Consider the following 20,012-nt stretch of genomic DNA (forward strand, 5'->3'; position numbering starts at 1 on the left):
AGGGGCCCGGGCGCAGCGCTCGGGCCCCTCGCTCGCGCCCGGGGCGGGCACTCGAGGCCCGCCCGAGTTCCTCGCATGTCACACTTCTCGCTATGCGCGCCGTAGCCATCGACCGTTTCGGACCGCCCGAGGTGCTGCGCACCGTCGACGTACCGCTGACCCCGATCGGCGCGACCGACGCACGGGTCCGCGTGCACACCGCCGGCGTGAACCCCATCGACTACAAGATGCGGGACGGCAGCTCCGGGCTGGTCAAGGACTTCGACCCCGCCGACTTCCCGCTGGTGCTCGGGCGGGAATGCTGCGGCACGGTAGAGGCGGTCGGCGAGGACGTCGACCACATCGCCGTCGGGCAGCGGGTGTTCGGGATGGCGCCGCTGAAGCACCGCGGCGGCTGCTACGCCGAGTTCGTCAACCTGCCGGCCGACTGCCTCGTCCCCGCGCCGTCGAACGTCTCCGATGCGGCCCTGGGCGGCGCGTCCCTCGTGGCCCTCACGGCCTGGGCGGCGGTGCACGACCTGGGTCAGGTGCGGGCGGGGCAGACCGTGCTGGTGCACGGCGGCGGCGGAGGCGTGGGCCAGATCGTGCTGCAGTTGTGCCGGGAACTGGGGGCGACGGTGTACGCCACCGCCTCCGCCCGCAACCGCGAGCGCGTCGAGGCGCTCGGCGCGACGCACGTCGACTACGCCCGGGTCGACTTCGCGACCGCGGTGCCTCGCCCGGACGTCATCATCGACGGGGTCTACTTCGGCACTTATCAGAAGAACATGGACCTGCTCGTCGAGGGCGGCAAGCTCGTCATCCTGCCCACGCTGGCCGACCTGGCCCCCGCGCGGGAACGCGGCATCGACGTGGCCGTGCCGCTCGTCGCGCCGGACGCCGAGCGGCTGGCGGCCATCGCCGAGCGCCTGGGCGACGGCCGGCTCGACGTGGAAGTCTCCACCGTGCTGCCGCTGGCGGAGGCCGCAGAAGCGCACCGGCTCCTCGAGGCCGGGCACGCCCGGGGCAAGGTCGTCCTCGTGGTGAGCGGCGCCGCTTAGTCCGCGGCGAGGACCGGGATGACGGCTTCGCCCGCCCGGGCCTCGGCTTCGGAGACGGCCGCGATAGCGGGCCGCAGGTTGAGCCACCACTGCTGGCGCGGGCGCCGGTTGACGCGGTCGACCTCCTCGTCGAAGTGAGCGAGCGGCATGGACTCGACCCGGTCGCCGACGTGGCCGAGGTAGCGTCCTTCGGCGGCGCCCTCGGCGAGCTGCCGCGCGATGTCGTCCATGGCGGCCTTGACCAGGCGGGTCGCCAGCAGCCGGTCGAACGGCGAGGGGCTGCCGCCCTGCTGCAGGTGCCCCAGCACCGCCTGCCGGACGTCGAACAGCTCCGCCCCCTCCTGCTCGAAGAGGCGAGCGAGGAAGTCGGTGGTGTACATCGTGCTCGCCTCCTCGTTGCGGACCGTCAGGAACAGCCTGCGGCCCTGCCGGAAGGTGCCCACCATGCGCTCGACGTCGCTCTGCAGGTCGGCCAGCGTGATGCCCTCTTCGTGCAGATACACCCGCTCCGCCCCGGCGGCGAGCCCGGCCATGAGCGCGAGATAGCCGCACCGCCGGCCCATCGTCTCGGCGACGAAGCACCGGCGCGACGCCGAGGCGGACTGCTTGACCCGGTCGAGGGCCCAGACGATGTTGTTCAGCGCGGTGTCCGCCCCGATGGACAGCTCCGCGCCGGGGCAGTTGTTGTCGATGGTCGCCGGGAGGCACACGATCGGGATGTCGAAGGCCGGGTAGCGCTCCCGCTCGGTGACGAGCCGGGCGGCGGCCTCGTAGGCGTCGTAGCCCCCGATGATCAGCAACGCGTCGATGTTCTGCTTCTCGATGGCCCGGCCGATCGCGTAGAGGTGCTCCACCCCCGGCACTTCCCGCCGGGTGCCCAGCTCGGCGCCCCCATCCCCGACCCACCCCTCGACGTCTCCCCAGCTCAGCGGCCAGACCTCGCCGTCGAGCAGGCCCTTGAACGAGCCGTAGACCCCCACCATCTGCAGCCCGGCGTCGATGCCCAGCCGTACGGCGGCGCGGGCGGCCGTGTTCATCCCGGGCGCCAGGCCACCGGCGTGCATGATGGCCACCCGCGGCGCCCGGTGGGAGCCGGCGGCCTGCGCCGTGTCGCCGTCGGTCGGGGGCCGCGACATCGTCGCGAACACGTCGACCATCTGGCGGAAGCTGCCGCCCCGCGCGGTCATGGCCTGCTCGTAGTCCCCTGCCGCGATGTGATCGGCGACGGCGCGCGTCGCGGCGACGGACTCGACGAGCGGGATCTGGGCGATGCGGTTGTGCCGCACCCCCAGGACGTGGGGCGTCGAGTCCGGAGTGGCGGCCAGGACCTCCTGGACCGCGGCGTAGCCGAGCAGCGTGGACATCCACCGGTCGTAGGCGCTGGGCGAGCCACCCCGTTGCACGTGGCCGAGGATCGTGACGCGGGTGTCCTCGCCGAGCCGTTCGGCCAGCACGTCCTTGACCTGTTCCGCGGAGATGCGGTTGCCGTGCCGGTCCGCGGCCCCCTCGGCGACCAGGACCATGGAGTCGCGCCGGCCGGCGGCGCGGCCGGCCCGAAGCTTGGCGCACAGGTCGTCCTCCCAGCCGTCCGCGGGGGGCAGCTCGGGGATGAACACGTAGTCGCACCCACCCGCGATCGCGGCCATCAGCGGCAGGTAGCCGCAGTGCCGCCCCATCACCTCGATGACGAAGCTGCGCTGATGGCTCGCCGCCGTCGAGGAGATCGCGTCGATGGCATCGACGATGCGGTGCAGCGCGGAGTCGGCGCCGATCGTCATGTCCGTGCCGACCATGTCGTTGTCGATGGAGCCGACCAGGCCTGCGATCAGCAGGGCTGGGTGCTGGTCGGCGACCGATTGCTCCAGCTCGCCTCGTTCGACGAGCTCCGCGAGCAGCCCGGCCCAGTTCTTGCGGAACTCGTTCGTCCCCGTGAGCGAGCCGTCCCCGCCGATCACCACGAGCCGGTCGATGCCGTGCTGGAGGAGATTGCGCGCCGCCGCCAGCTGGCCGGTGCGCTCCCGGAAGTCCTTGCTGCGTGCGGTGCCGATGACCGTGCCGCCGCGGTGCAGGATGTTGCCCACGCTGTCCCAGTCCATCGCCCGGATCGCGGCGCCCCCGTCGACGGCCCCCTGCCAGCCCTCGGTGATCGCGTAGACCTCCGCGCCGACGTGGATCCCGGTCCGCACCACCGCCCGGACCGCCGCGTTCATGCCCTGGGCGTCGCCACCGCTGGTCAGGACGCCGATGCGGGCGCGGACCGGCTGGGCCGCGCTGGTCTGCTCAGTCATGGGGCTTCCTTCGGTCGAGGCGGACGAACGGTCCCATCATGCCCTGGCGTGGCGGGGTTCGGGACCGGCCATCGGACGCCAGGCTGCGCGGGCGAGCAGCACCTCGCGCACCACGTCCGGGCGGTCCGTGATGACGGCGTCGACCCCGGCATTGAGGAGCCGGGCGACGGCCTCGGGTGTGTCGACGGTCCAGGCCACCACCCGCAGGCCCACCCCGTGGGCCCATCCGACCACCGCGTCGTCCCACACCCCCACCGCACCCAGCGCTAGGGGCACGTGGACGAACTCGCCCGTGGCGAGCGACCGCGGCGCGGGCAGCCGCAGCCGCGCGCACGTCATCAGTCCGGTCAGGGCGCGCCACCCGAGCGCGGTGGCCACCCCGGGGGCCTCCGCCCGGACGTGGGCCAGGGCGCGGTCCCACGCCCCGGCGACGCAGATCCGGTCGGCGACGCCCGGCCGGCGCAGGATGCGGATCAGCGGGTCGATGCCACGCGGATCCTTGAGATCGACCGAGAAGCAGGCGTCCGGGAAGGCGTCCAGCGCCTCCTCCAGGGTGCAGATCGCGGTCTCCGGGGTCGGCTCACCGGTCCACCCGGCGGGCCCACGGACCTGCAGCTGGCGCAGCTCCGCGAGCGACCGCTCGCTGACCGGACCCGTCGCGTCGGTGACGCGGTCGAGCGTCGCGTCGTGGAAGAGGACGATGTGGCCGTCGGCGGTGACCCGCACGTCGGACTCGAGATATCGGTAGCCGAGGGCCACGGAGTAGGCGAAGGCCGCCAGCGTGTTCTCCGGGGCCAGGATCCCGCCGCCGCGATGAACCAGACCGATCGGCCAGCCGGCCTCGACGTACCGCATGACCCCAGCCTGACCTGCGGCCGCCCACCCGAGCCAGGCCCACGGGAAGGACGAACGCGCTGTTCACGTAGCCTTCACGCCGCGGTGGGGCGGCGCTCACGCGACTCCCCCGGCCCGTCACCGCGACGTCACCGACCGGCCTCCACACCGTTGCCGCAGCGCGCGGTCCGGGACCGGCCGCGGCGCGGCGCGGAGCCGCTTATGGCGACATGAGGGGGCCGAACGCCGCGGATGTCGCTAAGGTCGATGAGGACACCAACATCGGGCTGCAGGCCCGCCCAGAGGGGAGAATCGATGGCAACCGCCGCCGGAGAGGGCAGCAGCGCCCGGACGGATGCCGCGACTGCGGCCGCGCGGGTCGCGGCCCGAGAGAACGAGCCGACGATCGGCGGGCTCGTGCACGACGCCCTGCAGGACGTCTCCACGCTCGTCCGCAGCGAGATTCAGCTGGCCAAGACCGAGATCACGGCCGACGTCAAGAAGGGCGGCCAGGGGGCCGCATTCTTCGCCGTCGCCGGCGTGTTGGCCGTCTTCGGCCTGACCTTCCTGTTCCACACCATCGCCCAGGCCATCGGCGTCTTCCTGCCGCTGTGGGCCGGCTACCTCATCGTCACCGTGCTGCTGTTCCTCATCGCCGGCATCCTCGCGATGGTGGGCAAGGGCCGCATGAGCAAGGTCAAGGGCAAGCCCGAGCGCACGATCGCCACCTCGAAGGAGACCGTCGAGGTCGTCAAGAAGGCGGCGCAGGGCTGACCCCCAGTCGGGTGCCAGCGGCGAGCAGCCGGGAGCGTGCGATGACGGAGGAGTCGTCATGAGTGTCGACTCCTCCGTCGTGCTCGTTCCGGGGCCGTGGGAGCACCGGTACGTCGCCGCCAACGGCGCCCGATTCCACCTCGCCTGCGCCGGCCACGGCCCGCTAGTGCTCTTCCTGCACGCCTTCCCGCAGTTCTGGTGGACCTGGCGGCACCAGCTCGCCGCGCTCGCGGACGCCGGCTACCGCGCCGTGGCCATGGACCTGCGCGGCTACGGGGCCTCGGACAAGCCGCCGACCGGGTACGACGCCACCACCCTCACCGCCGACGTCGCGGGCGTGATCCGGTCGCTGGGCGAGGCCGACGCCGTGGTGGTGGGGCACGGCATCGGGGGCTGGCTGGCCTGGACCCTGCCGATGTCCCACCCCGACGTGGTCCGCGCCGTCGCGACGATCGGGTGCCCCCATCCCGCGGCCGCGCTCTCCGGGCCGCCAATCCCCGCCCAGGCCCGCGGGGCCATGGCCCTGCTGGGCCTCAACCGCCCGTTCCACCCCGAGCGTGAGTTGACGCGCGGGCCGGCGTACGTCCACCGCATGTTGGTCTCGTGGCGCGGCGTCGACGCGAGTTGGCCCTCCGCGGAGGAGGCGGGTCGGTACGCCGAGGCGATGGCGATCCCGTTCGTGGCGCACTCGGCCGCGGAGGGCTACCGCTGGCTCGTCCGGGCGCGCCTGCACATGCAGGGGCGCGAATATCTGCGCGGGGTGCGCCAGTCCGTGCTGGTGCCGACCCTGCAGCTGCACGGCAGCCACGACCAGATCGTGGTGTCCGCCCTGGCGCAGCGCAGCCGCCGCTGGGTCGCGGGCCCCTACACATGGCGGTCCATCGAGGGGGCGGGCCACGCCCCGCACGAACAGCGCCCGGCCGAGGTCAGCGCCGCGCTCGTGGACTGGATCGGCACGCTGGGCGCGCAGGCCTGACGGGCCGCTCGTCAGGCGGCGGCCGTGCAGGCGCCGCTCGTCAGGCGGCGGCCGTGCAGGCGCCGCTCGTCAGGCGGCGGCCGTACAGGCGCCGCTCGTCAGGCGGCGGCCGTGCAGGCGCCGCTCGTCAGGCGGCGGCCGTACAGGGGCCGGTGCCCACCGCGCCCGCCGTACGGCTGGCCTGCTGCAACACCGGGCGCGCCTCGTCGAGCGTGAGGGCGTAGCCGGTGCGGGCGTCGTCGAGGGAGCGGGCGAACAAGACGCCGGACACCGTGCCGTCGGGGGCTAGCAGTGGCCCGCCGGAGTTGCCGGGCTGGACGGTCGCGAGGAGCGAATACACCTCGCGCTGCACCCGGTCGTGGCCGTAGATGTCGTCGCCGCGGGCCTGCAGCACCTCGCGGACGCGGGCGGCATCGACCTTCAGGGGGCCGCCCAGGGGGTAGCCGGCGACGACGGCGGAGTCGCCGTGCCCCAGGGGACGCCCCAGGGCCAGCGGGGCCGCGCCCAGGCCGTCGACCGAGAGCACCGCCAGGTCCTTGGCCGGGTCGAAGACGACCACCCGGGCGGTCAGGCTGCTGCCGCCGGAACGCACCCGGACTCCCTGCGACCCCGCGACGACGTGAGCGTTCGTGACGACCAGTCCCTGCTGGTAGACCCACCCGGTCCCCTCCTGGGCGCGCGAGCAGGACGGGGCGTCTGCGTCGATCCGCAGCACCGACCGGGTGGCCTGGCGGATCTGCGGCGTCGCGACCGCGGCGTCGTCGACGGCCGGCACGGGCCGGATGGGCTCGGAGTCGATCGAGGAGAAGACCCGGGGGAAGCCGTATTCGTCGAGGGTGGCCTTCAGGCTGCCGAGGACGGCCTCGCTGCTCGCGGGCATGACCGTGCCGATGGCCGTGACCACCCGGGACTGCCCGACCCCGCGGGCCAGCTCGCCGGGCACCACGACCCGCATGGTGCCGGCGACGAACCAGGTCGTCGCGGCGGCCACGGCCAGCGTCAGCGCCGCCCCCAGGACGGCATCCAGCGCCCCCAGGGGCGACTTGCCGAGACGATGGGCGGCGCCGCTCGCGAGCCGCACCGCGAGACCCTGCGCGATCGAGGCCAGCAGCATCACGCCCGCGACGAGCAGGAGCGGCCGCAGCAGCGGCGGGCCCCCGGCGATCAGGGCGGCGATCCGGTCGGGGAGCAGCCACAGCCCGAGCGCGGCGCCCGCGATGAACCCCGCGGCGGCGACGACCGTGAGCAGCAGCCCGCGCCGCAGTCCCGCGAGGGCGCACAGGGCAAGGAACACCACGAGGACGACGTCCAGTGTCGTGCCGAGCGTCACCGCGCCTCCCCTGGTGCCTGCGGGCGGTGACCCGGTGGGCCGCCTCGCTGAAACGGAACGTCCCGGCTCAGGTCCCGGTTCCACTCCGTGTGGTCCAAATCGGCCAGTTCCAGGGTCGAGGTGAGCAAAGCGGCCGTGAAGCCCCACACGAACAGCCCGTCGACCTCGAACGCCGGAGCGGTGAACCCGTTGGGGTGGACGGCCATGAACCGGTGCGCGGGTTCGAGCAGGTCGGCCAGGGCCACCCGCGCGACGCGCTCCACCTCGGCGGGGCTGCGCACGAAGATCGGGGTGGGTCGCTCCCACCAGGCCAGCACCGGCGTGACCGCCGACGTCGAGGCCGACAGGAACAGCTCGGGGAACGCGCCGAGCACCCGCACCCCCGCCGGGTCGAGCCCGATCTCCTCGTTGGCCTCGCGCAGCGCCGCCCCCACCGGCCCGTCGTCGTCGGGGTCGACGCGACCCCCCGGGAAGGAGACCTGCCCGGCGTGGCTGCGCAGGTGGGCGGTCCGCTGAGTGAGGACGACGTCCTGGCCGCCGTCGTCCCGCGGGCCGAAGAGCATCAGGACCGCCGAGGCCCGACCGCCGCGCGCCGGGTCGGGGCGGTGCCGCGCGAAGTACGCCGGGTCCAACCCCTGCAGCCGGTCCACGAGGTGCGGCAGCCACGCCGGTGGCGGGACCGGCGGGAGGGGCGGCGAGACCGGCGCGACCGGCGGAACCAGCCACCCCGCAGCTTCGGTCACCGCGGCTCCCGCTCGGGGTCCTTGACGAGCCGCGCCGCCTTGGCGGGGTCGGTCTCGCCGATGCCGTACGACGGGCAGAGCGCCGCCACGGGGCAGGCGCCACAGGCGGGCTTGCGCGCATGGCAGGTGCGCCGCCCGTGGAAGATCAGCGTGTGCGAGAGCATCGTCCAGTCCCGCTTCGGGATGAGGGCCCCCACCTCGGCCTCGACGACGACCGGATCTTCGCTGGTCGTCCAGCCGAAGCGGCGCGCGAGCCGGCCGAAGTGGGTGTCGACCGTGATGCCGGGCACTCCGAACGCATTGCCGAGCACCACGTTGGCGGTCTTGCGGCCGACCCCGCGCAGCGTGACCAGGTCCTTGAGCCGGTGCGGCACCACGCCGCCGTACCGTTCCACGAGGTCAGCCGACAGCCGCAGCAGCGACTCCGACTTGGCCCGATAGAAGCCGGTGGACTGGATGATCGTCTCCAGCTCGGTGCGATCGGCGGCGGCGAGGGCCGCGGGGTCGGGATATCTGGCGAACAGCCCCGGCGTGACCTTGTTGACGTTGACGTCCGTGGTCTGCGCGGACAGAACCGTCGCGACGAGCAGCTGGTAGGCGTCGGCGAAGTCCAGTTCGCAGTGCGCGTCGGGGTAGCGCTGCGCCAGCAGCCGATACATGCGGCGCGCCCGGCGGGTACGCGCCAGCGGCGTCTCGGCGACGGTGGCCACGCCACTGAGCGAGGCGGTCGTGGGGTCGGCCGGCACGGCCGTCGTCGGGTTCGCGCGCTTCGCCACACCGGCCAGCGTAGGCGCCCGTGCCGACAAGCGGTTTCGGTCTGCGGATCGCAGTGCCGGCCGGAACTTTCGACCACCCTGTGCCGCACGTGACCTGGGGCACATATGTGGCAGAGTAGGACCGTGGATAACGACGTGGTGAGACGGGCTGCCCTCTTCGCCGCTCTGGACGACGGCGATGTCAGCGCGTTGCGCTCCACGATGTCGACCACGCGCCTGCAGCGCGGCGAGGTCCTGTTCCGCGAGGGGCAGCGCGGCGATCGGCTCTATGTCATCGTGACCGGCAAGATCAAGCTCGGCCGGTCGAGCACGGACGGCCGCGAGAACCTGATGGCGATCCTCGGCCCCGGCGAGATGTTCGGCGAACTCAGCCTGTTCGACCCCGGCCCGCGCACGGCGACCGCCACGGCCGTCGCCGACACCGAGCTCATCGGGATGGGCAACGAGTCGCTGCACGAATACCTCAAGGACCGCCCGGCGGTCTCCCTTGCGCTGCTGGGCGCCTTGGCGCGGCGGCTGCGCCGCACCAACGACTCGGTCGCGGACCTGGTCTTCACCGACGTGCCCGGCCGGGTCGCCAAGGCCCTCCTCGATCTGGCCAGCCGGTTCGGCCGGCCCAGCGAGGAGGGCGTCCTGGTGGCGCACGACCTCACCCAGGAGGAGCTCGCCCAGCTGGTGGGCGCCTCGCGCGAGACCGTGAACAAGGCCCTGGCCGACTTCGCCTCGCGTGGCTGGCTCAAGCTGGAGGCCCGCGCCGTGCTGCTCATGGACGTCGAGCGCCTGCAGCGCCGGTCGCGCTGAGCATCGACTCAGTCCCAGACCGCGTCGAGTCAGCTGCAGTCCCCGGCCTCAGTCGTGTCGCGGGTCGATCCGCGGCGGCGGCGAACCATGCGGCTCACCCAGATAGTCGAGCTGTGCCCGCACGCTGAGGCCGGCCGCCGGCCATAGGGACCGATCCACGTCGGCGTACACCACCTCGACCACCTCGTCCACACCCCGCGCACCCCCGGCGAGCGCGTCGCGGATCTGCTGCAGCCGCTCGGCCCGGTGCTCGCGGTAGTACCCCACCACACCCGCGGCGTCCGCGATCGGCCCGCCGTGGCCCGGCAGGAGGTCGGTCACGCGACCCGAGCCGGTCAGGCCCGCGATGCGTTCGAGGCTGGCGAGGTAGTCCTCCAGCACGCCATCGGGCCAGGCGACCACCGTCGTTCCCCAGCCCAGGACGGTGTCGCCGGTGAGCAGGGCGTTCTCGACGGTCAGGCAGAACGAGAGGGAGTCGGAGGTGTGCCCCGGGGTCGCCACCACGACCAGCTCCACGCCAGCGTCGGCAACCGCGTCGCCGTCGGCCAGGTCGTCGTGGCCCGCCCCGATGGCCCGGACCGGGGCGCCGGTCAGCTCGGCGAACCGGGCCGCGCCCTCGGCGTGGTCGGGGTGGCCGTGGGTCAGCAGCGTCTGCACCACTCGCCGCTCCCCCACGCGGTCGAGGACCCGCCGCAGGTGCGCCTCGTCGAGGGGACCGGGGTCCACCACGATCAGGCCGTCCTGATCGGGCGCCCCCAGCAGCCAGGTGTTCGTCCCCTCCAGCGTCATCGGCGAGGGATTGGGGCAGAGCACGCACTCGGCGTACCCGCTCCACACCCCGCCCGGCCAGGACTTGGGCGCCCAGCTCGCCGGGCGCGTCACCCACGGCGTCGGGGCCGACCCGGGCGCCCCGCTCATGCGGAGCCCTCGGCGACCGCCCATCGGCGCGCCACCGCCACGCCCGTCTCGGTGAGCACGGGCACCGGCAGCACCACCGGCAGGGGGTCGGACACGTCGAGCCCCGCCATGAGGCTGGCCGCGCTGCCGTCCCAGCCGCCCGCCTCGTGGGCGTCGCGGTCATAGGCGAGCATCCCGAGCGACACCTCGGTCGGCGGCAGGAGCAGGGCCTGCCCGGCGCGCTGTTCGGCGAGCAGGTCGGCCGGGCGCACCCAGCGGACGTGCTCGGCCTCGGTGCAGTCGTCGTCGGGAACCTGGCCGGCGGGCAGCTCGGCCACGAAGAAGCGGGTGTCGTAGCGCCGCGGCTCGAACTCCGGGGTGATCCAGTGGTCGACCGCGCGCAGCAGGTCGGTGCGCAGCACCAGCCCGCGCTGCAGGAGGAACTCCGCGAAGGAGATCTCCCGCCCGACCAGGGCCACCCGCGCCTCGTCCCATTCCGGACCGGTCAGGTCGGCGACGACAGTCGACTCGTCCGGCCCGGCGAGCAGCACCCCGCACTCCTCGAACAGCTCCCGGGCGGCGGCGGCGACCAGCTCGCGGGCCTGCGCCTCGCCGGGGGCCGCCACGCGGCGCGCCCACTCCTGCGGGGACGGTCCCGCCCACGGCAGCGCCTCCTCGGCGTCGCGGTCGTCGACGCCGCCACCGGGAAAGACGTACGCCGACGCGGCGAACGCCATCGTCGCGGCCCGGCGCAGGACGAAGACCTCGAGGTCACCCGGCGTACCCGCTTCCCCGTCCCGCACGAGCATGACGGTGGAGGCGTCCTTCGTCGGCGCGGCGACGCCGCCGCGCTCGACCCAGGCCCGCGCGTGCTCGGCCAGCGCGGGCGGGAGGGCGTAATGGACCTCGGGGACGGTGCTGCCGTCAGGATCGGCCGGCATGGTCAGTCCCGCACCGCGAAGATCGCCTCGACCTCGACGGACGCGCCGAGGGGCAGCGCCAGCACCCCGACAGCGCTGCGGGCGTGGGCGCCCGCCTCGCCGAAGACGTCCTTCATCAGTTCGGAGGCGCCGTTGATCACGCCGGGCTGGCCGGTGAACCCGGGCTCGCTCGCGACGAACCCGACGAGCTTGACCACCCGTTCCACGGCGTCGAGGTCGCCGACCACGCTCTGGCAGGCGGCGATGGCGTTGAGCGCGCAGGTGGCGGCCATCTCCTTGGCCTGCTCGGGGCTGACCGCGTCCGGGCCCTCCCCCACGGGTCCGGTCGCCGCCATGGCGCCGCCCGCCAGCGGCAGCTGGCCCGAGACGTACACGTAGCGGCCGTCGCGCAGGGCGGGAACGTACGCCGCGACGGGCGGATTCACCGGCGGCACGGTCAGGCCCAGCTCCGCCAGGCGCTCCTCGATCCGGCCCACGGCTCAGGCCTCCTTCGGCCGCTTGAAGTAGGCCACGAGGTTGCCCTCGGGCATCGTCACCACAGCCACCAGCTCCCAGCCGTCCTCGCCCCACGTGTTGAGGATGGCCTGGGTGTTGTGGATGAGGACCGGCGTCGTCGCGTACTCCCACCTCGTCATGCCGTTCACCCTAATGGGCCGCTCGGAACGGGGCGCCGACCGCGGAGATCAAACGTGAGCAGCGCAACCCTCCGAACCGACAAATGCGACGGCTTCGGTGCGCGGCGCATCGGGCCCGCTCGTAGAGTGGCAGGCATGTCGGACGACGTCCCCACGACCGGTTCTGGCGCGCCCGAGGGCAGCGCCGAGAGTTCGACCCCCGACTGGCCCGACGTGCGGTTGCACGTGGTGACCGGCAAGGGCGGCACCGGCAAGACGACGGTCGCCGCAGCGCTGGCGCTGACGCTGGCCAGCACGGGCCGCAAGGTCCTCGTGGCCGAGGTCGAGGGTCGGCAGGGGATCTCGCAGGCCCTCGACGTACCGCCATTGGCGTTCGAGGAACGCCCGATCATGAAGGTGTCGGGCGGCGGCGAGGTCTGGGGCATGGCGGTCGACGCGAAGGCCGCCCTCATCGAGTACCTCGCGATCTTCTACCACCTGGGCCGCGCCGGCCGGGCGCTCGAGAAGGTGGGCGCGATCGACTTCGCCACGACGATCGCCCCCGGCGTCCGGGACGTGCTGCTCATCGGCAAGGTCTACGAGGCCGTACGCCGTCGCGGGGCGCGACCGCGGCCCGACGGCGGGATCGACTGGCAGTACGACGCGGTCGTGCTCGACGCCCCGCCGACCGGCCGGGTGGGCCGCTTCCTCGGGGTGAACCGCGAGGTCGCCGACCTGGCCAAGGTCGGTCCGATCCGGGCGCAGGCCGACTCCATCACCGCCATGTTGCGCTCGGGCTCCAGCGCCGTGCACATCGTCACCCTGCTGGAAGAGATGCCCGTGCAGGAGACCGTGGACGCCGTGGCGGAGCTCCGCGCGGCGCAGCTGCCGGTGGGCGGGATCATCGTGAACCAGGCGCGCGACCCGCTGCTTGATCCGAAGGAGCTGTCGGCCCTCGCCGCCGGTCACGTCGACCGGGCCGGCGTCGGGGCGGCGCTGCGCCGCTCGGGCGCCTACCCCGGCGACGACGGGTCCGGGCACGCCACCGACCGCGACGACTGGAGCGAGTCCTGCCTGGACGCCCTGCTCGCCGAGGGCGGCGCGCACGCCGAGCGGATGCGGCTGGAGGACGAGCAGTTCGCGGTCGTCGAGTCGCTGGGGCGGCCGGTGTACGTCCTGCCGCCCCTGCGCGGCGGCGTCGACGCGGACGGCGTTCGCATCCTCGCCCAGGAACTCGCCGATCAAGGAAGGTGGTGAGCCCCATGACCACGCACGCCGCCAAACGTCCCGGTCAACCGGGCCGGTCCCTGTCGTCGGCCGCCCCCGCGCTGGACATGGACGCGCTGCTACGCGACACCAGCACCGGCATCCTCGTGTGCTGCGGCGCCGGCGGGGTCGGGAAGACGACCACCGCCGCCGCGCTCGGCCTGCGCGCCGCGGAGCAGGGCCGGCACGTCGTGGTGCTGACCATCGACCCGGCCCGCCGGCTCGCCCAGTCCCTCGGCCTGGTGGAGCTCGACAACACCCCGCGCGCCGTCGCCGGGATTGACACCTCGGCCGGCGGTTCTCTCGACGCCATGATGCTCGACATGAAGCGCACCTTCGACGAGATCGTCGAGGCGCACGCCTCCCCCGAGAAGGCGGAGCAGATCCTGGCCAACCCCTTCTACGTGGCCCTGTCCAGCTCGTTCGCGGGCACGCAGGAGTACATGGCGATGGAGAAGCTCGGGCAGCTGCACGATATGCGCGGCCCGGACGGCCGGCCGCGCTGGGACCTGGTCGTGGTCGACACCCCGCCGAGCCGCTCGGCGCTGGACTTCCTCGACGCCCCCGAGCGGCTGGGCAGCTTCCTCGACGGGCGGTTCATCCGGTTGCTGCTCGCGCCGGCGAAGGCGAGCGGTCGGGCCTACGTCAAGGTCGTCCAGGCGGGGATGAACCTCGCCGCGTCGACGCTGGACAAGATCCTCGGCTCGCAGTTGCTGGGCGACCTGCAGACGCTGGTGGCCGCGCTCGACTCCGTGTTCGGCGGCTTCCGGCAGCGCGCCACGCAGACCTATGCGCTGCTGCAGGACTCCGGCACGGCGTTCCTCGTGGTCGCCTCGCCGGAGCGCGACGCCCTGCGCGAGGCGGGCTACTTCATGGACCGGCTTGCCGCGGACCGGATGCCGCTGGCCGGCGTGATCGTGAACCGGATGGGGCGGACGACGCTCACGCTCGACGCCGACGTGGCCGACCGGGGCGCCAGCCGACTCGAGGCCGCCAGCGCCGGCGCGGGTCCGCGGGGCGCGACCGCCGAGCACGTCGCGGCGGCGCTGCTGCGCATCCACGCCACGCGGGACGCGCTGGCCGAACGGCATCGCGCGGCAGCCAAGCGCCTGTCCGACGCCCACCCCGGGGTTCCGGTCGCCCAGGTGCCGGCGGCGGCCACCGACGTGCACGACCTCGACGGGCTGCGGACCATCGGCGCCGAGCTGGCCGGCTGGGCCAGGGCGTAGCTCGGTCTCCAGATCAGGCGGTGGCCGAGGTCTCGCCGAGCCGGTCGGCCTCGAAGAGCGCCCGGAAGGACCGGATGTTGGGGTGGCGCCGCAGCATGGCGCGGCGCTCCCGCTCGGTCATGCCGCCCCACACCCCGAACTCGGTCCGGTTGTCGAGGGCGTCCGCGAGGCATTCGGCGACGACGGGGCAGCGCTGGCAGATCTGCTTGGCCTGCTGCTGGGCGGCGCCCTGGACGAACAGAGCGTCGGGCGCCGACGTACGGCAGGCCGCCAGCGGCGTCCACTCGACGGTCCACGTGGTCCGCTGCTCGCGGTTCATGGGAGCGACTTTGCTCACTGATGTCCATCCTTGTCCCGGCCCTGCTCGTGGCGGGCCACCGACATGCCAACAATTTGCACAGTAGAAACGCCCCCAACCCGCTGCCCATCCCCCGCGCGGGCCTGACCCGGTGGTCACTATGGACTAGTTACTAGGTAGTCACCACCCGCGTCCGAACTTATTGCCCGCATGAGTTCCGGTGTGCGACAGCGCAACTGGCCGCTTCGGACTGCTCGATCCTCGGCCGCGCGGTAGTTCTTCGGCGCCCCGGGCGAAACTCGGCCCGCACCGATAAACCCGTCACACGGCCCGCCGTCAGGCGGTCGCACAGCGCGGCGCCGTACTCTGCTTGCATGCAGAGCCGTCCCTCCGGGTTCGCGAACGTCCTGCGCCTCATGGCCGCATTCGTCGCAGCCTCCATGGTCATGGGCCTGTTGGCCGCGGGCATCGCCATCCCCTTCGTGGGGGCGGGCGGCGCGACGGCCAAGGCAGCCGTGGGCACCTTCGATGCGCTACCCACCGAGCTGACCATGCCGGTGCTCGCCCAGCAAACGCGGATCCTGGCGAACGACGGGGCCACCGAACTCGCGACGCTCTACACCGAGAACCGCACGATCGTCCCGCTGACGGCCGTGAGCAAGGCCATGAAGGACGCCCAGATCGCGATCGAGGACGACCGCTACTACGAGCACGGCGGCATCGACACCCGGGGCCTCATGCGGGCCTTCGTCTCCACGATGCGCGGCGATCGGCAGGGCGCCTCGACGATCACGCAGCAATACGTCCGGCAGTCGCTCATCACGAACGCCCTGCTCAACGACGACGAGGAGCGGGCCAAGCGGGTCCAGGAGCAGCGCGGCATCCCCGGCATCGTCCGCAAGCTGCAGGAGGCCAAGTTCGCCATCGAGCTCGAAAAGCGGATGAGCAAGGACCAGATCCTCGAGGGCTACCTGAATCTCGTGTTCTACGGCGCGAATTCGTACGGCGTCGAGGCCGCGGCGATGCGCTATTTCGGGGTCCACGCCAAGGACCTGAACCTGCCCCAGGCCGCCATGATCGCCGGGATGGCGCAGGCGCCCACGACGTACAACCCGATGACCAACATGACCGCCGCCGTGAACCGGCGCAACGACGTCCTGGACCGGATGGCCGCGACCGGGAAGGCGACCGCCGCGGAGGTCGCGGCCGCGAAGAAGACCCCGATCACGCTGAACAAGACCGAGATCAAGGGCAACTGCCAGTCGGCCGTGGACAAGTGGGTCTGCCTGTACGTGCAGAACTGGCTCGTCAAGAACGCGACCTCGCTGGGCAAGACCGAGTCCGAGCGCACCGCGCGGCTGCTGCGCGGCGGGCTGACGATCAAGACCACCCTCGACGTCAACCTCATCAAGTCGACCCGCCAGATCCTCACCGAGTGGATCCCCCCGGACCAGGAGAACGAGGTGGGCACGGCGGCGGCGGTCGTCGAGCCGGGGACGGGCAAGGTCCTCGCTATCTGGCAGAGCTCGCAGCCCACCAACGAGCTGGTCTGGTCCATCGATTCCGACCTCGGGCACGGCGGCGGCTTCCAGATCGGGTCGACGGCGAAGACGTACGCCGTGGTCCAGGCGCTCAAGAAGGGCCTCGGCCCGTGGACGACGCTGTACGCGCCGCCCGGCGGCACGGTCTACAACCAGAACATGTTCCGCGCCGGGGACTGCAACGCGGCGGGTACGCCGTGGAAGGTCGGCAACTTCGAGGGCACCCAGAGCGGGGCGATGAGCCTTCAGTCGGCGACGGTCTACTCGGTGAACACCGCCTTCGCCGACCTGGCCACCAAGATCGGCGTGTGCGACACGAAGGCCCTCATGAAGGACATGGGTCTGCACAAGGCCGACGGCAGCGACTACGGCGACGTCTCCCCCTCGATCATCCTCGGCGCGGACAACGCCTCGCCGCTGACCATGGCGGCGTCGTACGCGACCCTCGCCGCCGGGGGCAAGTTCTGCGAGCCCTACCCGGTCGAGTCGATCACGCAGTACGACGGGAGCAAGCTCGACCTCAAGGTCGGCAACTGCCGCGACACCAGCGTCTCCCCGCGCATCGCGTACAACGCCACGCAGATTCTGCGCGGCGTGGTTCCGCCCAACCAGCTCGCCGACGGCCGCGACGCGGCGGCGAAGACCGGTACGGCGGACCAGGGTTCGCACCTGTGGATGATCGGCTACACCCCGCAGCGCTCCACCGCCGTCTGGACCGGCCGGACCAAGGACAACAAGCCGCTGACCGGCGCGCGCATCGGCAACAACTGGTACGGCAACCCCGTCGGGTCCCAGGTGTCCGGGCCGAGCTGGCGCCGCATCATGAACGTCGCGCACGCCAACCTGCCCAACGAGTCGTTCCGGATCATCGCCCGCACCAGCGCCGACGGCAAGGTCGTCGTGCCGGATCTGCGCGGGTCCTACCAGGACGAGGCGCGGCAGATCCTCGAGGACGCCGGCCTGACCGTGCGCACCGGCCAGTGGGTCAGCGACAACAACCTCGACGGCGGCCAGGTCGTTCGGACCGATCCCGCGGCGGGCACGACCGTGGATCGCGGGACCGCCGTCACCCTGACGCTCGCTGCCGCCCGCTACACGCCGCCGCCCGCGCCGCGCCAGCAGCCGCAGCCGAGCCGGGCGCAGACCACCGCTCCGCGCCCGTCGGCGTCGCGAAGCGCTCCGGCCGCCCGACCCACGACGCAGGACTGACCGGCATCCGACCCTCGCGCGGCGTCTGGGACGATGGTGCGTGATGAAGACGATCACCAAGTCCGCCCTCACGCTGGTCGGCACCGCGGTCGGCGGCCTCGCCTACGCAGGTTTAGTTGAACGCAACGCGTTCGTCCTGCGCGAGCTGGCCGCGCCGGTGCTGCCCCGCGGCTCCCGCCCACTGCGCATCCTCCAGGTCGCCGACGTGCACCTCATGCCCAGCCAGCAGCGCAAGGTCGCCTGGATCAAGGAGCTCGCCCGGCTGCGCCCGGACGCCGTCATCAACACCGGGGACAACATCTCGCACCCGAACGCGGTCGCGCCGCTGCTGGAGGCCATGTCGCCTTTCCTCGACCTGCCGGGCGCCTTCGTGATGGGCTCCAACGACTATTACGCGCCGACGATGAAGAACCCGGCCCGCTACCTGTGGCGGAACTCGGAGCATCCGGACGGCCCCCGGTTGCCCACCGAGGCGCTGATTGCCGGCCTGGCGTCGCAGGGCTGGCTGAATCTCAACAACGCCCGCGCCCCGCTGTCGGTCGGCGGCCTGGAGCTGGAGCTGATCGGGGTGGACGATCCGCACATCCAGCTGGACCGGTACGACGCCGTCGCCGGGCCGGCCGACCCCTCCGCCGACCTGACCGTCGGGGTCGTGCACGCGCCGTACCAGCGGGTTCTCGACGCGATGACCCGCGACGGCGCAGGGCTCGTCATCGCGGGGCACACCCACGGCGGCCAGGTGGCGCTGCCGGCTCTTGGAGCGCTCGTGACGAATTGCGACCTCGACCGTGGGCGCGCCAAGGGCGTGTCGCGGTGGTGGCCCGGCGCTGCCGGCGCGCCCGATGCGCAGGCCCCCGCGGACGCCGCGTGGCTGCACGTCTCGGCGGGGCTGGGCACGTCGCCGTACGCTCCCGTCCGGTTCGCCTGCCGCCCCGAGGCGACGCTGCTCACGTTGACGCCGCGCGACCGCTGACGAGAACGACCGAACCTCTACCACTTCACCGCGCCTCGCGCCGAGGTTATGACATAGATCCTGTTCGAGATATGGCGCTCCGGCGATCTGACGGCGTTGTGGTAGTGCTTTGGGTCATCTCGACGCGGGCCTTAGCGCCGCGGGGGCACCGATTCGGAGTCTGCGATCACGATCCGCTAGCATGGGGCGTCGCCGGTTCCCGCGGGATGCGTTCAGCGGGAGTTCACCCGGCGACATGCCACGGGGTGTGGCGCAGCTTGGTAGCGCGCTTCGTTCGGGACGAAGAGGCCGCAGGTTCAAATCCTGTCACCCCGACCATTACGGCCTTCAGGCCCGGCCCCGTCGATGACGTCAGCAGCGGACTATCGCCCTGAGTGAGTGACGTCACCCAGTCCGTACCACGGACCCCGTGCTGGCATCGAAAACCGCAACCATGGTGACGGGAGTTCTGCGCCGTGGCGTGGCGCGGCCGGTGGGCTTGTGAGGAACCAGACGGACGCCGCGGGGCGCGCGCAGTCCTAGGCTTGAGCTGCGGAACGTCGCGGTTGGGACCCGGCGTGGCAGCGCAAGGTCGGCATCCGGGCGGCGTTCGGCGAACGCACAGCCGAAGGGGATGAGCTCGATGACCACCATGCTGAGCATCGAGGACGAGCACCGGCACTACCAGCGCCGGGCCGCGGAACTCCTCGACCGGATCGTCCTGCGCGACGGGACCACCGCCTGGATCGGACCGCTGCAGCATAAGGACCGTGCCGACCTGGAGCGCGAGTACGAGACCCTGTCCTACACCTCGAAATGGCACCGCTTCCTCGGCGGGGTCCAGCATCTCACTCCGGCGCTGCTCGACGCTCTCGTGGACGACGTCGACTTCATCGACCACGTCGCCCTCGTCGTGTTCGTCGACCACGACGGGATCCCAGAGCCCGCCGCCATCGGCCGGATCGTCCGCCACGAGTCGGTCCCCGACGCCGCCGACATCGCCATCACCGTGAAGGACGCCTGGCAGCGACGCGGCATCGCGTCGGAGCTGGTACCGCGCCTGATCGGGCTCCGGCCGGCCGGGGTCACCCACCTGTTGACCGAGATCTCCACTGACAACGCCGCCTCGCTGGCCCTCGCCAAGCACGCCGGGACGCTGCGCATTCACCCGGCCGACGGCGTCTTCGACATCGAGGTGGACCTGGACGACCTCGGGGTCCGTTTCCCGCCGCCACCACCCGGGGAGCGGCTGCACCCCGCGCTGGAGGTCGACGGCCGCGCCCAGCTCCGCACCCGCGACCACCAGCACCTACACCCGACCGACGAGAAGCCTCAGCCCTGACCGGCGGCGGCCGACGGAAGCCGCGTTCGGTTCGGTGGCTGCGGTCGCCCTTGCCACCGGACCTCTCGGTGAGCGCCGAGACCGAGACGGACCCGATGATCGCCCCCGTCGTGGCCGCATTGCTGCTGCTTCGACGACGGCAGCGGGGAGATCACAGGGGC

The 20,012-nt window shown here is 72.6% G+C and carries 19 protein-coding genes and 1 tRNA gene; 10 read left to right on the top strand and 10 right to left on the bottom strand.

Translation table 11 applies throughout. The features are described 5' to 3' along the window. The first annotated feature begins 92 nt into the window (after positions 1-92). The gene (locus tag IPK37_03470; GenBank protein ID QQS01519.1) at positions 93-1,040 is read left to right on the top strand and encodes an NADP-dependent oxidoreductase; all 948 of its coding nucleotides are present in this window, start codon (positions 93-95) and stop codon (positions 1,038-1,040) included. On the opposite strand, the gene IPK37_03475 is transcribed toward IPK37_03470, so the two are convergent. Next, positions 1,037-3,328 (bottom strand): 6-phosphofructokinase, encoded by a 2,292-nt coding sequence (locus IPK37_03475; protein ID QQS01520.1) that lies wholly within the window; start codon positions 3,326-3,328, stop codon positions 1,037-1,039. The genes IPK37_03470 and IPK37_03475 overlap by 4 nt on opposite strands. A gap of 36 nt (positions 3,329-3,364) precedes the next feature. Next, entirely contained in the window at positions 3,365-4,183 is an 819-nt protein-coding gene (locus IPK37_03480; GenBank protein ID QQS01521.1) for a glycerophosphodiester phosphodiesterase, read from the bottom strand. A gap of 294 nt (positions 4,184-4,477) precedes the next feature. On the opposite strand from IPK37_03480, the gene IPK37_03485 reads away from it, so the two are divergent. Both IPK37_03485 and IPK37_03490 read left to right on the top strand, forming a co-directional pair. Continuing rightward, on the top strand, positions 4,478-4,936 hold the full coding sequence (locus tag IPK37_03485) for a phage holin family protein (protein QQS01522.1): 459 nt from the start codon (positions 4,478-4,480) through the stop codon (positions 4,934-4,936). 58 nt (positions 4,937-4,994) lie between these two features. Continuing rightward, positions 4,995-5,912, top strand: a complete 918-nt coding sequence (locus IPK37_03490; protein QQS01523.1) for an alpha/beta hydrolase — start codon at positions 4,995-4,997, stop codon at positions 5,910-5,912. 127 nt (positions 5,913-6,039) lie between these two features. On the opposite strand, the gene IPK37_03495 is transcribed toward IPK37_03490, so the two are convergent. The 3 genes from IPK37_03495 to nth all read right to left on the bottom strand — a co-directional run bounded on the left by IPK37_03495 (position 6,040) and on the right by nth (position 8,866). Continuing rightward, positions 6,040-7,242, bottom strand: coding sequence for a MarP family serine protease (locus IPK37_03495; GenBank protein ID QQS01524.1), 1,203 nt, complete (start codon positions 7,240-7,242; stop codon positions 6,040-6,042). Then, positions 7,239-7,805, bottom strand: a complete 567-nt coding sequence (locus IPK37_03500) for a CoA pyrophosphatase (GenBank protein QQS02647.1) — start codon at positions 7,803-7,805, stop codon at positions 7,239-7,241. The genes IPK37_03495 and IPK37_03500 overlap by 4 nt, the downstream gene beginning before the upstream one ends. Positions 7,806-7,981: 176 nt before the next feature. Beyond that, the gene (nth, locus tag IPK37_03505) at positions 7,982-8,866 is read right to left on the bottom strand and encodes an endonuclease III (GenBank protein QQS01525.1); all 885 of its coding nucleotides are present in this window, start codon (positions 8,864-8,866) and stop codon (positions 7,982-7,984) included. Between nth and IPK37_03510 the strand changes: the two genes are divergently transcribed. Continuing rightward, positions 8,867-9,562: a Crp/Fnr family transcriptional regulator gene (locus IPK37_03510; protein QQS01526.1), complete on the top strand. Its 696-nt coding sequence runs from the start codon at positions 8,867-8,869 to the stop codon at positions 9,560-9,562. A gap of 48 nt (positions 9,563-9,610) precedes the next feature. On the opposite strand, the gene IPK37_03515 is transcribed toward IPK37_03510, so the two are convergent. The 4 genes from IPK37_03515 to IPK37_03530 are packed head-to-tail and all read right to left on the bottom strand — an operon-like array spanning position 9,611 to position 12,035. Then, the gene (locus tag IPK37_03515; GenBank protein ID QQS01527.1) at positions 9,611-10,480 is read right to left on the bottom strand and encodes an MBL fold metallo-hydrolase; all 870 of its coding nucleotides are present in this window, start codon (positions 10,478-10,480) and stop codon (positions 9,611-9,613) included. After that, entirely contained in the window at positions 10,477-11,400 is a 924-nt protein-coding gene (locus tag IPK37_03520; GenBank protein QQS01528.1) for an NUDIX hydrolase, read from the bottom strand. Before IPK37_03520 ends, IPK37_03515 begins: the two co-directional genes overlap by 4 nt. 2 nt (positions 11,401-11,402) lie before the next feature. Next, on the bottom strand, positions 11,403-11,876 hold the full coding sequence (locus tag IPK37_03525) for a RidA family protein (GenBank protein ID QQS01529.1): 474 nt from the start codon (positions 11,874-11,876) through the stop codon (positions 11,403-11,405). Between the two features lie 3 nt (positions 11,877-11,879). Then, a complete protein-coding gene (locus tag IPK37_03530; GenBank protein QQS01530.1) occupies positions 11,880-12,035 on the bottom strand; it encodes a hypothetical protein in 156 nt (51 codons plus the stop codon). Positions 12,036-12,170: 135 nt separating this feature from the next. Between IPK37_03530 and IPK37_03535 the strand changes: the two genes are divergently transcribed. Together IPK37_03535 and IPK37_03540 are read left to right on the top strand one after the other, a co-directional pair. Next, positions 12,171-13,271, top strand: a complete 1,101-nt coding sequence (locus tag IPK37_03535; GenBank protein ID QQS01531.1) for an AAA family ATPase — start codon at positions 12,171-12,173, stop codon at positions 13,269-13,271. 5 nt (positions 13,272-13,276) lie between these two features. Continuing rightward, the gene (locus IPK37_03540) at positions 13,277-14,509 is read left to right on the top strand and encodes an ArsA family ATPase (protein QQS01532.1); all 1,233 of its coding nucleotides are present in this window, start codon (positions 13,277-13,279) and stop codon (positions 14,507-14,509) included. A 13-nt stretch (positions 14,510-14,522) separates the two neighbouring features. Here the strand turns inward: IPK37_03540 and IPK37_03545 are convergent, their stop codons facing one another. Next, the gene (locus IPK37_03545; GenBank protein QQS02648.1) at positions 14,523-14,828 is read right to left on the bottom strand and encodes a WhiB family transcriptional regulator; all 306 of its coding nucleotides are present in this window, start codon (positions 14,826-14,828) and stop codon (positions 14,523-14,525) included. A gap of 353 nt (positions 14,829-15,181) precedes the next feature. Here IPK37_03545 and IPK37_03550 point away from each other — a divergent pair, with 353 nt between their 5' ends. The 4 genes from IPK37_03550 to IPK37_03565 all read left to right on the top strand — a co-directional run bounded on the left by IPK37_03550 (position 15,182) and on the right by IPK37_03565 (position 19,851). After that, positions 15,182-17,557, top strand: a complete 2,376-nt coding sequence (locus tag IPK37_03550; GenBank protein ID QQS01533.1) for a penicillin-binding protein — start codon at positions 15,182-15,184, stop codon at positions 17,555-17,557. 43 nt (positions 17,558-17,600) lie between these two features. Next, positions 17,601-18,530 carry a metallophosphoesterase gene (locus IPK37_03555; GenBank protein QQS01534.1) on the top strand — a complete coding sequence of 310 codons (930 nt, stop codon included), beginning with the start codon at positions 17,601-17,603 and terminating at the stop codon, positions 18,528-18,530. A 241-nt stretch (positions 18,531-18,771) separates the two neighbouring features. Beyond that, positions 18,772-18,848: transfer RNA gene (locus tag IPK37_03560), tRNA-Pro, on the top strand. A 304-nt stretch (positions 18,849-19,152) separates the two neighbouring features. Beyond that, complete coding sequence (locus IPK37_03565; protein ID QQS01535.1) at positions 19,153-19,851, top strand: GNAT family N-acetyltransferase; 699 nt, start codon at positions 19,153-19,155, stop codon at positions 19,849-19,851. Positions 19,852-20,012: the final 161 nt, after the last annotated feature.

It is taken from the genome of Austwickia sp. (genome assembly GCA_016699675.1).
Lineage (GTDB): Bacteria > Actinomycetota > Actinomycetes > Actinomycetales > Dermatophilaceae > Austwickia.